The following is a 14,022-nucleotide window of genomic DNA, read 5'->3' on the forward strand; positions in this document are numbered from 1 at the left end:
ACGGCCTCTACTCAGTGCGGCGAAGCAGTTCGCGAAGGATTGCCGTGCCGTCGTCATGGATGCCGTCGTGGTGAAAGTCCTGTGTCTCATAGACGGACAGATTCGCCACCTGGCCAGCCGTCTCAAGAGACAACGTGCGGTCGACGAACACATCATCGGTGTACACGCAGGCAGCCGTCGGGACCTCATTGCGCGCAAGCTGGTCCAGATCGTATAGCGGGCCCCAGTCCTCCGCCGCTGCGAGAGCATCGGCGGTTCCGGCTAGCGGCGCCAACACGGGATCCAGCTGAACGTGACTGCGGAAGATCATCTCGCCGGTCAACAGGGGAGAGACCGCCTGCTCCGTAAACTCCGGGAACTCAGCCAGCACCCGCTCAGCGGACCAGTTGGTGGGAGCTTCACCGGGGAGCCCGTAGATGGATTCATGCATCACCGCATACATTGGGTTACCGGCGAAGCTGATGCGCTGTCCGACTTCAGCCAGGAACGTGTCGGAAAGGGTCTCACCTGCGAAAGCCTCCTCCAGAAGATAGTGGAGAGAATCGGCTTTCGTATTCGCCCCCAGTACTATGCCGAGCATTTGCAGCCGAGGAGTCGTCAGCGGGGACCCATCCAGCAGATGGACTTCATGGTTGCGCAGATGGTCGAAGACCGCGTCGAGCTGCTGACGGTCCTCCGGAAAGCGCTCAAAGTACTCGGCGTTGCGGGCTGCCATGCGGCGATACGTCTGGCGGTACACCCGGTCAGGGTGACCAGTCAGTGGCGCCAATCCTCCAGTGATGAGGACCCTGTCGAGGTGGTCGGGAGAGAATGAGAGGTAGGTCAGGGCGCAGAACCCGCCGAAACTCTGACCGAATACCGTCCAGGAACGGATACCGAGTTGATCTCTCAACGCCTCGGCGTCGCGCACTATCGAATCAGCCCTGAACTGCTTCAGGTACTCCGCCTGCTCTCCAGGTGCTCCGCGGTCGTGCAGACTGTGGCGGTCCAAGCGGTTGGACCGTCCCGTTCCCCGCTGGTCCAGCATGACGATCCGGAAGTCTTGGACGAGTTCGGCCATCCACCCGCCCAGCTTCGCGGGTCGGGTCCCTTTGCCTCCGGGTCCGCCCTGCAGGAACAGCAGATAAGGCAGCGCATCGACGTGAAGTCGGCCTTTGGAGAGGGCCCCAGAACCGACGAACTCGCGAGCAAAAACCTGAATCTGTTCACCATCAGGAACCGACCAGTCCAGTGGCACCGTGATCCAGTGCTCAGTAATCCGTGTGCTGTCCATCAGTTGCCGGGTGGTCATGCGTTCCTCAGCTCACCGACGTGATGGACCGTGAGAACAGCTGCTTCGGCCTCGTCGGAGGCGGCCAGGTCAATCCAGGCGTGGATGCCCCAGTCGTGATTGCTCTTGTTGTCATCGAGCACCTGGACCGCGTGCCAGAAGCCGGGTTTATCAGCTGGATTCTTGTCCAGTAGGAAGTACTCGGCACTGCGTGCCTTGGCGTCGACGTACACGTCCTCGTAGTCGTCAAAGAACCCATCCAGCGCATCCGCCCAGCGATCCGGGTCCGCCCAGTCGGAATTCGGCGAACGCTCCCGCTGCAAACCTGCGAGAGCCTCTTCCTTCTCCTGGGAAAACAGCTCCGCGCGACGGAACATCGCGTTGCGGACCACCACAGCGAAGGCCCGCTCATTACTGGTGAAACCAGTCACGGGGACTGAGGCGGCGTCGTCGTCACGGTGCTTCTCCCACGCTGCGAGCTTCTCAGGATCATCGCCGGCAGCCAGCCGCTCCCACTCTTCCAAGAGTGACGAGTCTGTCTGCCTAATAACCTCACCGAGCCACTCCAGCAGGTCCTCAAGGTCCTCGTTGACCTTCGCTGTGGGGACAGTCTGACTCAATGTCCGGTAAGCGTCCGTGAGGTAGCGCAGCAGCACGCCTTCACTGCGGGCCAGTCCGTAGAAATTCACCGCGTCGATGAAGGTGAAAGCGCGCTCAATCATGTCTCGCACCACAGACTTGGGCTGCAACTCATGGTCGGCGACCCACGGGACAGCGGCTCGGTACACTTCGAACTGCTGCTCCAGGATCTCCGCCAACGGCTGCGGGTGAGTCATGTCATCCAAGATTCGCATCCGCTCGGTGAAGTCCACGCCCTCGGCTTTGAGCTCTGCCAGCCGCTCCGACTTGAGTTTCTTCACCTGAGCACCGGTCACCTGGTAAGGCGTCTCCAGGATGGACTCGATGACACTGATGACCTCCAGTGCATACGTTTCAGACTCCGGATCCAACAGGTCCAACGCCGCCACCGCGAATGGAGCCAGCGGCTGATTCAACGCAAAGTCGTCCTGCAGGTCGATCGTCAGATCAACTGTGCGACCGTCCTCATCGGGCTCATCAAACTTCTCCAAAACTCCGGCAGCCAAGAGCTCACGAAGGATCTCTAAGGCGCGGCGTTGCAGCTGTGCCTGCCGCACCGGAGTCTCATCGGAGCTCGTGATGAGCCGGCGCATGGCCATCACCGGGTCCTCGGGCCGGTTCAGAAGATGAAGCACCATCGCATAGGTGACTCTCATGCGGGAAACCATAGGCTCCGGTTCCGCGACGATCAGCTTCTCAAAAGTCTTCTCGCTCCACGAAACGAAACCTTCAGGAGGCTTCTTCTTGGGCTTTGTCTTCAGAGCTTGTGTGAGTTTGGCGTCATCCCCACTATGTTTGGCAGCCAGTTTGCGCGCGGCGGCCTCATTCTCAATGACATGTTCTGGGGCCTGGACTACGACTGTGCCCTCTGTATCGAATCCGGCGCGTCCCGCGCGGCCAGCGATTTGGTGGAACTCGCGGGCGTTGAGCTGCCTGACTCGTGAACCGTCATACTTCGAAAGGCCTGTGAGCAGCACCGTGCGGATGGGAACGTTGATGCCGACGCCCAAAGTGTCGGTTCCGGAGATGACCTTCAGTAGCCCCTCCTGCGCCAACTGCTCGACAAGTCTCCTGTACTTCGGCAGCATTCCGGCGTGATGGACTCCCACTCCGGACTTCAACAGGCGGGACAGCGTCTGACCGTAACCTTTGGCAAAGCGGAAAGTCTTGAGCCGTTCCCCGAGACGCTCGCGCTCTGGCTTCGACAGCAGGTTGAGACTCATCAAGCCCGCAGCCTGCTCGGCGGCTTCACGCTGGGAGAAATGCACCACATACACCGGGGCGAGCTGCATGCCAGCAAGTTCTTCCAGCTTGTCCACCAAAGCCGTCGTTGAGTATTCGAAACTCAAGGGGACAGGGCGCTCAGCGGATGAAACGACCACGACGTCACGTCCGGTCCGCTCTGCGATGCGTTTCTCGAACCGGGTGGTCTCACCCAGGGTGGCGGACATGAGAAGAAACTGAGCCTGCGGCAGCTCGATCAGTGGAACCTGCCAGGCCCAGCCCCGGTGCGGGTCCGCGTAGAAGTGGAACTCGTCCATCACCACAGGGCCCAAACGAGCCTCGGCGCCATCGCGAAGAGCTTCATTGGCCAGGATCTCGGCCGTGCAGCAGATGATGGGTGCGCCAGCGTTGACGGCGGAGTCTCCGGTCACCATGCCGACGTTCTCCGCGCCGAAGACTCCGACGAGGGAGAAGAACTTCTCGCTCACCAACGCTTTGATGGGTGCGGTGTACATAGTGCGTTCACCACGAGCGAGGCCGAAAAAATGGGCAGCCAATGCCACAAGCGACTTACCCGACCCAGTAGGAGTCGCCATAATCACGTGCTGAGAGTCCGCCAATTCCAGGATGGCGTCTTCCTGGGCCGAGTACAGCGTGAGCCCTTGGGCTTCTGCCCACTCATGAAACGTTTCGAAGAGCTGGTCCGGCGTGGGGGTGCTCCAAGATCCGGGAACCCGCAGGGTCGCTGAAGATGTGGGCTGGGGCGGCGTCACCAGCCGCGCTCCCGCCACTGCGCTAGATGTGGTCGCTCAGCCCCCAAGGTCGTTGGGTCTCCGTGACCTGGGTGGACGATGGTGTCGTCGTCGTACTCCGCGAAGATTCTGGACTCCACGTCGTCGATCAGTTGTTCAAAATCCGCAGTGCTGGATGTCTTGCCGACGCCCCCGGGGAACAAGGAGTCTCCGGTGAAGATGTGCGTGGGGCCGTCCTCCACAGGGTAGACGAACGCCACAGAACCCGGGGTGTGTCCCCGCAGGTGGAGGACGTCAAGACCTATGCCGTCGTACCGAATCGTGGTGCCGTGCTCAAGCTTGCGATGAATGGTGACACCCTTCTCCGATTCGATGTCGGCGGCGTCGTGCGCTCCAGCGGCCAGTTCGACCCCGTCAGTTTTGGCGAAATCAGCGAGAGCGCGGATGTGGTCCCAGTGTCCATGGGTGGTGAGGACCGCGCGCAGCCCAGGAGAGCACGGCGTGTCACCTGTCGCCTCAGCAATCATCGAGCGAATCTCCGCCGGATCGTCTGCGGCATCAATCAGAACCTGGATCCCTGATTTCTTGGCAGTGAGCAGATACACGTTGTTACTCATCTCACTGACGGCAATGCGCCGAAGAGTCACTGCGGGCAAGTCATAGATCAAGGAGTTGTCCGGAGCCATGCGCTCCAGTCTATGCGTACGGCCGAATCCGTCCAGGTTGCGCTCACGGCTAACTTCACGCCTAGAACACTTGTTCGAATGCGGGGGCGGGCTTACACTTGTGCGCGTGCCGGAAACCAGAGCTGAAGCCACCCAAATTGTTGTCCAAGGGGCACGCGAGCACAACCTGAAGAATATCGGAGTTGAGCTGCCCCGGAACTCGTTCATCGTATTCACGGGACTTTCCGGATCGGGGAAATCATCCCTGGCGTTCGACACCATTTTTGCTGAAGGGCAACGACGTTATGTGGAGTCGCTCTCTGCGTACGCCCGCCAGTTCCTGGGACGTGTGGACAAGCCGGATATTGACTTCATCGAAGGTCTCTCGCCTGCGGTCTCCATCGACCAGAAGTCAACGTCGCGGAACCCCCGTTCCACAGTCGGTACTGTGACCGAAATTCATGACTACCTGCGTCTGCTCTGGGCGCGGATCGGCGTTCCACACTGCCCAGAATGCGGCGAGAAGATTGACCGGCAGACCCCCCAGCAGATCGTGGACCAGATTCTCAGTCTGCCTGAGAGCACACGATTCCAAGTTCTTGCGCCCGTCGTTCGCGAACGCAAGGGTGAGTTCAAGGACCTGTTCCGTGAGCTGGCAGGGGCAGGGTTCTCCCGCGCTGTCGTTGACGGGGAGCTCGTCCAGCTCAATGATCCGCCGACACTTGAAAAGCAGTACAAGCACACAGTTGATGTGGTCATCGACCGCCTGGTCATTCGTGAAGGCATGCGGCAGCGCCTTACGGATTCCATAGAGACCGCGTTGAAGCAAGCTGATGGGCGAGTGGTGATCGATATGGTCGATCTCGATGACGCAGGTGAGCCCGCAGACCCATCGCGCGTCCCAGAGGGACTCACCGGCCCCAAGTACCGATCATTCAGCGAGAATCTGGCCTGTCCGAATGAGCATCCTCTGCCCATCGACGAAATTGAGCCGCGCACGTTCAGCTTCAATTCACCGTTTGGCGCCTGTGACGTCTGCTCAGGCATCGGCTCTCGGCTGGAGGTGGACCCAGATCTAGTTGTCCCCGACGATTCGCTCTCAATCCAAGACGGCGCGATCGCACCCTGGTCTATGGGTGCGGAGACGAAGAAGTACTGGGTGCGGATCATTGAAGGGTTGACCGAGGAACTCGATTTCTCCATCAGCACCCCATGGCGAGACCTCTCCTCCAAAGTGCAGAAGGCACTGCTGCGCGGGCGCAACTTCAAAGTGAAGGTGTCCTATCGCAACCGCTGGGGACGCGAACGTCGCTACACCAGTGGATTTGAAGGCGTACTGGCTTATATTGAGCGCAAACACGAGGAAGTCGAATCAGACAACGCGCGGGATAGGTACGAACAGTACATGCGGCAGATCCCCTGTCCCGCATGTGCCGGCCAGCGGCTCAACCCTGCAGTTCTGTCAGTCCTCGTAGCTGACAGATCTATCGCAGAGGTGGCGCGCCTGCCGCTCGACGAGTGCGCCGCGTTCTTCGGCAGCCTTGAGCTCTCAACCCGTGACGCCAAGATTGCGGACCAAGTGCTGAAGGAAATTGACGCTCGCCTGCAGTTCCTTCTCGATGTAGGGCTCAGCTATCTCAACCTGGAGCGGGCCGCCGGAACCCTCTCTGGAGGCGAGGCCCAGCGCATCAGGCTCGCGACCCAAATCGGTTCGGGCCTGGTCGGGGTTCTCTATGTGCTGGATGAGCCTTCCATCGGCCTCCATCAACGGGACAACACCCGCCTCATCCAGACACTCACCCGGTTGCGAGACCTCGGCAACACTCTCATCGTGGTCGAACACGACGAAGACACCATCGGTGAAGCTGACTGGATCGTGGACATTGGCCCAGGTGCGGGGGAGCGGGGCGGAAGCATCGTTCACTCCGGCTCGGTAGAGGGACTGCGGGCCAATGAGGACTCCATCACCGGTGACTACCTCGCCGGTCGACGCAGTATCGCGGTGCCTGCCGAACGGAGAACAATCGATCAGCAGCGCAAGCTGCGTATTGTCGAAGCAGAGGAGAACAACCTCAGCAACGTCACGGTGGACATCCCGTTGGGCGTTCTCCTGGCCGTGACGGGTGTCTCGGGTTCGGGGAAGTCGACACTGATCAATGAGATCCTGTCAAAATCGCTGGCCAACCGGCTCAACAAGGCGCGTCAGGTGCCAGGTCGGCACCGGCGGATCGACGGCATTGCTGACCATCTGGACAAGATCATCCAGGTGGACCAGAGTCCCATCGGTCGCACCCCGCGATCCAACCCAGCGACCTACACCGGCGTCTTCGATCACATCAGGAAGCTGTTCGCGTCGACTCCGGAAGCTAAGACTCGCGGCTACCAGCCAGGAAGGTTCAGCTTCAATATTAAGGGCGGTCGCTGCGAGGCCTGCTCAGGTGACGGCACACTGAAAATCGAAATGAACTTCCTCCCAGATGTTTACGTACCCTGCGAGGTGTGCCTGGGTGCGCGCTACAACCGCGAGACTCTGGACATTCTCTACAAGGGCAAGTCCATCGCAGATGTGCTCGACATGCCCATCGAGGAGGCAGCGGACTTCTTCTCCGCCTTCGCGCCTATCGCCCGGCACCTCAATACGCTGGTCGAGGTGGGCCTGGGGTATGTAAGACTCGGCCAATCGGCTACGACACTCTCCGGCGGTGAGGCGCAGAGGGTCAAATTGGCTTCGGAGCTGCAGAAGCGTTCCAATGGCAGATCCATCTACGTATTGGACGAGCCCACGACCGGCTTGCACTTCGAGGACATTCGGAAACTCCTGGGTGTCCTTCAAGGTTTGGTGGACAAGGGAAACACAGTGCTGACTATCGAGCACAACCTCGATGTGGTGAAGTCAGCGGACTGGGTCATCGATCTCGGCCCCGAGGGAGGATCCGGCGGCGGAAGAGTCATCGCCGAAGGCATGCCTGAGGATATCGCCAAGAATCATGAGGCCAGTGGCTCCCACACCGGAAAGTTCCTGGCGCCGCTGCTCTGAACGGGCCCCTGCGGGCTGCACAGTTGCTAAGCTCTCTTGCGATGAACACCGTACCGGAACCACCAGCCACGGCCGCCGTCGTTGAAGGCCGCACAGCAGCACAGGAGCGCATCCGCCGAGTCGGTGGAGGCGCCCTTCGTCTACTCTGTCGCCCAACAGTCGAAGGGCTCGAAAACGTCCCTGACACTGGCGGCTTCATTGTGGCCTCCAACCATCTGAGCTTCCTGGACTCAGTGCTCATCCAGGGCATCTTTCCCCGTGCGGTGAGCTTCTTTGCCAAGGCCGAGTACTTCACTCAGACTGGGCTGCGGGGCCGAGGCATGCGTTTCTTCTTCGAATCCTTCGGCTCCGTCCCGGTGGATCGTGACAGACAGTCCGGCGCGGTTGAGGCTCTCTATGGGCTCACCTCGATCATCGAGGCCGGTCATGGAGTCGGCATCTACCCTGAAGGTACCCGCAGCCGTGACGGGCGACTCTACCGCGGGAAGAACGGTGTCGGATGGTTAGCTCTTGCTACCGGCGCACCGGTCGTTCCAGTTGGCCTCCGGGGTACTGAAAGGCTTCAGCCGCCAGATAAGAACATGATGCGCCCGGCACGGTTTGAGATGCGAGTCGGTGCTCCGCTTTACTTCGAGAAGTTGGGGGAGAAGCACTCCATGAAACCGCGGAAGGAAGCCACCAACGCCGTGATGGACGCCATTGCGGAGCTCTCTGGTCAAGAACGCGTCCAGGAGTACAACACCAGACCTGCCGGAGCCGATGGCTGATCCAGCTAGCTACCGTCCCAAACCTGGTGAGATTCCCACGCGGCCCGGGGTGTACCGGTTTATCGATGCCCATGGTCGTGTGGTGTACGTGGGCAAGGCCAAAAGCCTACGGTCCCGTCTGAACTCGTATTTCACATCGGTACGTCAGCTCCATCCCAAAACGTATGCCATGGTGCATGCGGCCGCCTCCGTGGAGTGGACAGTTGTCGGCTCAGAACTGGAGGCCATCCAGCTGGAGTACACGTGGATCAAGCAGCACACCCCGCGGTTCAACATCATGTACCGCGACGACAAGTCATACCCGTACCTTGCTGTCACCATGAATGAGACGGTCCCACGGGTTCAGGTGATGCGCGGGGACAAAAAACCGGGCGTCAAATACTTTGGGCCGTTCTACCCTGCCAAAGCCATCCGGGACACAGTTGACACGATGCTGCGCGTTTTCCCGGTCCGGTCCTGTTCGGCAGGGGTGTACAAGCGTGCTGAAGCAGCTGGACGTCCCTGTCTGCTCGGCTACATCGACAAATGTTCCGCGCCATGCGTGGGAAAGATCTCTGTCGAAGATCACCGCAAGCTCGCGCAGGAGTTCGTCGAGGTGATGGCTGGTCGCCCCGGTCCTCACATCAGGCGGATCGAAGCTCAGATGAAACTGGCTGTCTCAGAACTGCGCTACGAGGATGCAGCCCGGCACCGCGATGACCTTCACGCCATCCAGCGGGTGTTCGAGCGCAACGCGGTGGTGCTGACTGAGGAGACAGACGCCGATATCTTCGCCTTTGCTCAGGACGAGTTGGAAGCCAGCGCTCAGGTCTTTCACGTCCGCCAGGGCCGCATCCGAGGTCAGCGTGGTTGGATTTCGGAAAAAGTCGAGGAGATCGACGACGCCGGTATGGTTGAGCAGCTCGTGCTCCAGATATACGGAGATATGGCTGACACCGAACGAATACCTCGTGAAGTGCTTGTACCCGCGGTTCCGGATAACCGCGCAGAGCTCACGGAATGGCTCTCAGAGCGCCGCGGCGCAGCAGTGGACCTCCGCGTACCGCAGCGCGGTGATAAAGCTGCCCTACTGGATACTGTCCAGGAGAACGCCCAGCAGGCCCTGAGCCTGCACAAGGCCCGACGATCCAGCGACATTACAACCCGGTCCGCTGCGCTCCGAGAGCTTCAGGAACAGCTGGGACTCGAAGAGCCTCTGCTTCGTATCGAGTGTTTCGATGTTTCCCATACGGGGGGAACCAACGTCGTCGCCTCAATGGTGGTGCTGGAAGACGGGCTACCCAAGAAGAAGGACTACCGACGTTTCAGCATCCGCGGGGAGGCAGCCCGAGACGACACCTCCGCCATGTACGACGTGCTCACCCGGAGGTTCAAGAAATACCTCCAAGAGTCCGCTGACCTCGACGTCGACGATCCTGGAAAGTTCGCCTATCCGCCGACTTTGGTAGTAGTTGACGGAGGGCAACCCCAGGTAGCAGCTGCCCGACGGGCACTTGATGACCTCGAACTGACTGATATGCCGGTGGTGGGCCTAGCCAAACGGCTGGAAGAGGTCTGGGTCTCCGATGACGAGTTCCCCCTGGTGCTTCCTCGAACCTCCGAAGCGCTGTACATGCTTCAGCGCATCCGGGACGAAGCACACCGCTTCGCCATCGCCTATCACCGGACCACCAGGTCCAAAAAGATGACCGCCTCCGCGCTCGATGAGGTCCCTGGACTGGGGCCTAAACGTCGAGCCGCGGTCGTTGCTCACTTCGGATCGGTGGCAAACCTCACCAGGGCAACCGCAGAGGAGATCGCCGAAGTGCCCGGGCTGGGGCTAGAGACGGCTCAGAAGATTCTAGAACACCTGCGGGGAGACACGCAGGCGCAGTAGGGTGGACCTATGAGCGACCTTGCACCGGTGAAACCTCCCGAGAACGAACTTCTGATTGTCACTGGCATGTCAGGGGCCGGTCGCACAACTGCCGCCCATGCCTTGGAAGACATGGGCTGGTACGTCGTGGAGGGCCTGCCTCCTGAACTCATCTCCACAATGATGGACCTCGTGGCCCGGAATCCAGGGTCAGTGGAGAGGCTGGCGGTGGTGCTCGACGCCCGCAGCCGGGGGCTCTACAGCTCTATGCAGGAAGGCCTTGCTCAGATTTCTGCAGCAGGCATCAGCTACCGAGTCCTGTACCTCGACGCTAGTGACGAACTCTTGGTGAGACGATTCGAGCAGGGGCGTCGTCCACATCCGCTGCAGGGAGAAGGGCGCATCCTGGACGGCCTCCGTTCGGAGCGCGAACTGCTCGCTCCGGTGAAGGAGCAGGCAGATATTGTCTTAGAGACCACTGAGCTGAACGTCCACGGGCTGGCCAACGCCATCAATGAACTTTTCAACGACGATGGGCCCATCACCTTGAGGCTCAACGTGATGAGTTTCGGGTTCAAATACGGTGTCCCAGCTGATGCCAACTACGTCGCTGATGTGAGATTCATCCCCAACCCCCATTGGGTTCCTGAACTTCGTCCGCTGACAGGTCAGGACGCCCGAGTTCGCGACTACGTCCTCGAAAACGAGGGTGCCGGAGAGTTCGTAGACCGCTACGTCGAAGCACTCAAGCCTGTGCTGGACGGCTACCGGCGCGAGAACAAGCACTACGCCACACTGGCCGTTGGCTGCACTGGTGGCAAGCATCGCTCGGTGGCCATCAGCGAGGAACTTGCTCGGCGCCTAGCCCAGCTCCCCAACGTCACCGTCAACGTGGTGCACCGTGACCTCGGCCGCGAATAGCTGATGGGTCGAGCTCAGTGAATCAAATGACCGGGCCCATCCCGATGCTCAGCACCCAGCCTGTCGTCCCGCCGATTAATCGAACATCGGTTCGCGTGACCGCCCTCGGCGGCGGGCATGGACTCTCTGCGACCCTGAAAGCTCTTCGGATCGTGGCTGCTGAACATCTCACGGCTGTGTGCACAGTGGCTGATGATGGAGGTTCATCCGGACGATTGCGCCAGGATATGGATGTGCTCCCTCCGGGCGACCTGCGCATGGCCCTCACAGCCCTGTGTGACGATACCGACTGGGGCAGAACCTGGGCCGATGTGATGCAACACCGGTTCAGGTCCAAGGACGGCATCACCGGAAGCCTCGACGATCACGCCATGGGAAACCTGCTGATTGTCGCGTTATGGGAGTTGCTGGGCGATCCCGTTGACGGTCTGCGGTGGGCTGGCGCGCTGCTCGGTGCTCGCGGTCAGGTATTGCCTATGTCGCGAACGCCCCTTTCGCTCTCTGGGCTAGTGCACCCCAAAGATGGTGGTCAAGCGGTACGGATGACCTCCCAGGCGGAGATCGCGCGCGCGGGGAATCTGGGAAGGCTAACCGATCTCCAGCTAGTCCCTGGGGACGCAGAACCCTGTGTAGAGGCGGTGAGTTCCATTGAACTCGCTGACTGGGTGGTCTTCGGGCCAGGATCCTGGTACACCTCGGTGTTGCCGCATCTTCTTCTGGACGGACTTCGCAACGCGCTCGGTGAGACCGAAGCCAAACGGTGCGTCGTGATGAATCTCAAACCGGACACCTCGGAGACTTTGGGCATGAGCCCTGCCGATCATCTCAATGTGATCGCTGAGTACGCCCCCGGTGTTCGGATCGACGCCGTCATTGCTGATCCCCGCTCGGTCGCGCAGGAAGAACGGGATGACTTTGAGAAGTCTGCGGCCAAGCTTGGCGCAGAAATCACCTATGGGAAGGTTCGGCGGGAGTCCCAGCAGGATGTTCACGATCCGCTGCGGCTGGCCATCTCCTTCAGCGAGGTGTTCCACGCTTGAGATACTATTGCGCACGCTCTCGCGCACCAGCCGACCCGAACCACACATGAGGATCCGATACCAATGGCGCTGACCGAATCGGTCAAGAACGAACTTTCCAGAGTTGAGGTCTTCACCACCTCTGAACGCAAGGCTGAGATCTCTTCGATGCTCCGCTTTGCCGGCGGCCTTCACGTAATCTCTCGCAGAATCGTCATCGAAGCTGAGTTGGATCACGCCCATACCGCAAGGCGCTTGCGTGCAGGTCTGGGCGAGGTCTACGGCCACGGCTGCGAAGTCATCGTTGTCTCCGGCAACGGGTTGAAACGTGGCTCCCGGTATGTGGTGCGAGTGGTTCGCGAAGGTGACGCACTGGCTCGTCAGACTGGTCTTCTTGATGGGCGCGGGCGGCCGGTTCGTGGGCTTCCGGCCGTCGTCGTCAACGGCTCCGTCGCCGACGCGGTGGCTGCCTGGCGGGGAGCATTCCTCGCGCACGGTTCGCTCACGGAGCCGGGCCGGTCCTGCTCATTGGAAGTAACCTGTCCCGGATCTGAAGCAGCCTTGGCGCTCGTGGGAGCCGCCCGGCGGCTGGACATTCTCGCCAAAGCCCGCGAGGTTCGCAACGCTGACCGGGTGGTGATCAGAGACGCCGAGTCGATCGCTAAGCTGCTCACCGCAATGGGCGCTCATAAGACTCTTGAGGTGTGGGAAGAGCGGAGACAGCGGCGTGAACATCGTGCCTCCGCGAATCGGCTCGCCAATTTCGACGACGCCAACCTGCGACGATCTGCCCAGGCCGCGGTCGCCGCCGGTGCCCGCGTCGAGAGAGCGTTGGAAATACTCGGTGAAGAAGTTCCCGAACATCTCGAGTACGCCGGAAAGCTGCGCCTGCAGCACAAGCAAGCGTCTCTGGACGAACTTGGCCGGTTGGCTGAACCCGCTATGACCAAAGACGCGATTGCTGGTCGAATACGGCGGCTTCTAGCCATGGCGGACAAACTCGCCGAGGACAAAGGCATCCCCGGTACAGACGCGCACGTCACCGATGACATGCTGGACAGCTGAACGGTAGCAACGACTGTGACGCCGGTTCATCCGATGGTGAACAGAGCCCGTCACACAGCTTCACCCCCTTCAACGTCTGGCCCTAGCGGCATAGGATAATTTGCAGCGAGGCAGTGACCTCGGAATCCCCGTCACAAGGAGGAACGCATGGCTGAGTACACCCTTCCTGAGCTCGACTACGACTACGGTGCCCTGGAGCCCCATATTTCCGGACGCATCATGGAGCTTCACCACTCCAAGCACCACAACACTTACGTCGGTGGGGCCAACACTGCGCTGGAGAAGCTGGCCGAAGCTCGCGAAAAGGGCGACTACGCCACTACTCCGAAGCTGCTCAAGGACCTGCAGTTCAACCTCGGTGGCCACACCAACCACTCCATTTTCTGGAAGAACCTGACCCCCAACGGTCAGGAGCGTCCAGAAGGTGAGTTGGCAGCAGCGATTGATGAGTACTTCGGAGGATTCGACAAATTTCAAGAGCAGTTCACGCAGGCTGCTCTGACCATCCAGGGTTCCGGCTGGGCTCTGTTGGCCTACGAGCCCATCGGTGGCAATTTGGTCATCGAACAGTTCTACGATCAGCAGAACGGCATCCCCGTGGCGACGACCCCCCTGCTGATGCTGGACATGTGGGAGCACGCCTTCTACCTCGACTACCAGAACGTGAAGCCCGACTACGTCAAAGCCTGGTGGAACATCGTCAACTGGGACGATGTCGCTTCCCGTCTGGAAGCCGCACGGGCAGGGGCAGCCAAGCTGGTCACCCCATAGTTCAAGACATGTGATTAAGGAGGCGCCGCGGCGCCGC

At 60.4% G+C, this 14,022-nt stretch carries 10 protein-coding genes; 7 read left to right on the forward strand and 3 right to left on the reverse strand.

The window, feature by feature from the left end:
* Positions 1-7 precede the first annotated feature (7 nt).
* Genes FEF26_RS03715 through FEF26_RS03725 form a run of 3 tightly spaced genes read right to left on the reverse strand, consistent with a single transcriptional unit; the run spans position 8 to position 4,571 of the window.
* Positions 8-1,291, reverse strand: a complete 1,284-nt coding sequence (locus FEF26_RS03715; protein ID WP_138252202.1) for an alpha/beta fold hydrolase — start codon at positions 1,289-1,291, stop codon at positions 8-10.
* Positions 1,288-3,909: a DEAD/DEAH box helicase gene (locus FEF26_RS03720; protein WP_481850146.1), complete on the reverse strand. Its 2,622-nt coding sequence runs from the start codon at positions 3,907-3,909 to the stop codon at positions 1,288-1,290. The genes FEF26_RS03715 and FEF26_RS03720 overlap by 4 nt, the downstream gene beginning before the upstream one ends.
* Positions 3,903-4,571: an MBL fold metallo-hydrolase gene (locus tag FEF26_RS03725; protein WP_138252204.1), complete on the reverse strand. Its 669-nt coding sequence runs from the start codon at positions 4,569-4,571 to the stop codon at positions 3,903-3,905. The genes FEF26_RS03720 and FEF26_RS03725 overlap by 7 nt, the downstream gene beginning before the upstream one ends.
* A 106-nt stretch (positions 4,572-4,677) precedes the next feature.
* Here FEF26_RS03725 and uvrA point away from each other — a divergent pair, with 106 nt between their 5' ends.
* The 7 genes from uvrA to FEF26_RS03760 all read left to right on the forward strand — a co-directional run bounded on the left by uvrA (position 4,678) and on the right by FEF26_RS03760 (position 13,985).
* Entirely contained in the window at positions 4,678-7,587 is a 2,910-nt protein-coding gene (gene uvrA / locus FEF26_RS03730; protein WP_243730395.1) for an excinuclease ABC subunit UvrA, read from the forward strand.
* 41 nt (positions 7,588-7,628) lie between these two features.
* On the forward strand, positions 7,629-8,354 hold the full coding sequence (locus FEF26_RS03735) for a lysophospholipid acyltransferase family protein (RefSeq protein WP_138252206.1): 726 nt from the start codon (positions 7,629-7,631) through the stop codon (positions 8,352-8,354).
* Positions 8,347-10,230, forward strand: coding sequence for an excinuclease ABC subunit UvrC (gene uvrC, locus FEF26_RS03740; RefSeq protein ID WP_138252207.1), 1,884 nt, complete (start codon positions 8,347-8,349; stop codon positions 10,228-10,230). Before FEF26_RS03735 ends, uvrC begins: the two co-directional genes overlap by 8 nt.
* Positions 10,231-10,239: 9 nt before the next feature.
* Positions 10,240-11,130: an RNase adapter RapZ gene (rapZ, locus tag FEF26_RS03745; RefSeq protein WP_138252208.1), complete on the forward strand. Its 891-nt coding sequence runs from the start codon at positions 10,240-10,242 to the stop codon at positions 11,128-11,130.
* Between the two features lie 17 nt (positions 11,131-11,147).
* Positions 11,148-12,170: a gluconeogenesis factor YvcK family protein gene (locus tag FEF26_RS03750; protein WP_424991720.1), complete on the forward strand. Its 1,023-nt coding sequence runs from the start codon at positions 11,148-11,150 to the stop codon at positions 12,168-12,170.
* Positions 12,171-12,233: 63 nt separating this feature from the next.
* The gene (whiA, locus tag FEF26_RS03755; protein ID WP_138252210.1) at positions 12,234-13,214 is read left to right on the forward strand and encodes a DNA-binding protein WhiA; all 981 of its coding nucleotides are present in this window, start codon (positions 12,234-12,236) and stop codon (positions 13,212-13,214) included.
* A 147-nt stretch (positions 13,215-13,361) separates the two neighbouring features.
* Complete coding sequence (locus FEF26_RS03760; RefSeq protein WP_138252211.1) at positions 13,362-13,985, forward strand: superoxide dismutase; 624 nt, start codon at positions 13,362-13,364, stop codon at positions 13,983-13,985.
* The last annotated feature ends 37 nt before the right edge of the window (positions 13,986-14,022 follow it).

Origin of the sequence: Nesterenkonia salmonea (assembly GCF_005771525.1) — a bacterium.
Lineage (GTDB): Bacteria > Actinomycetota > Actinomycetes > Actinomycetales > Micrococcaceae > Nesterenkonia > Nesterenkonia salmonea.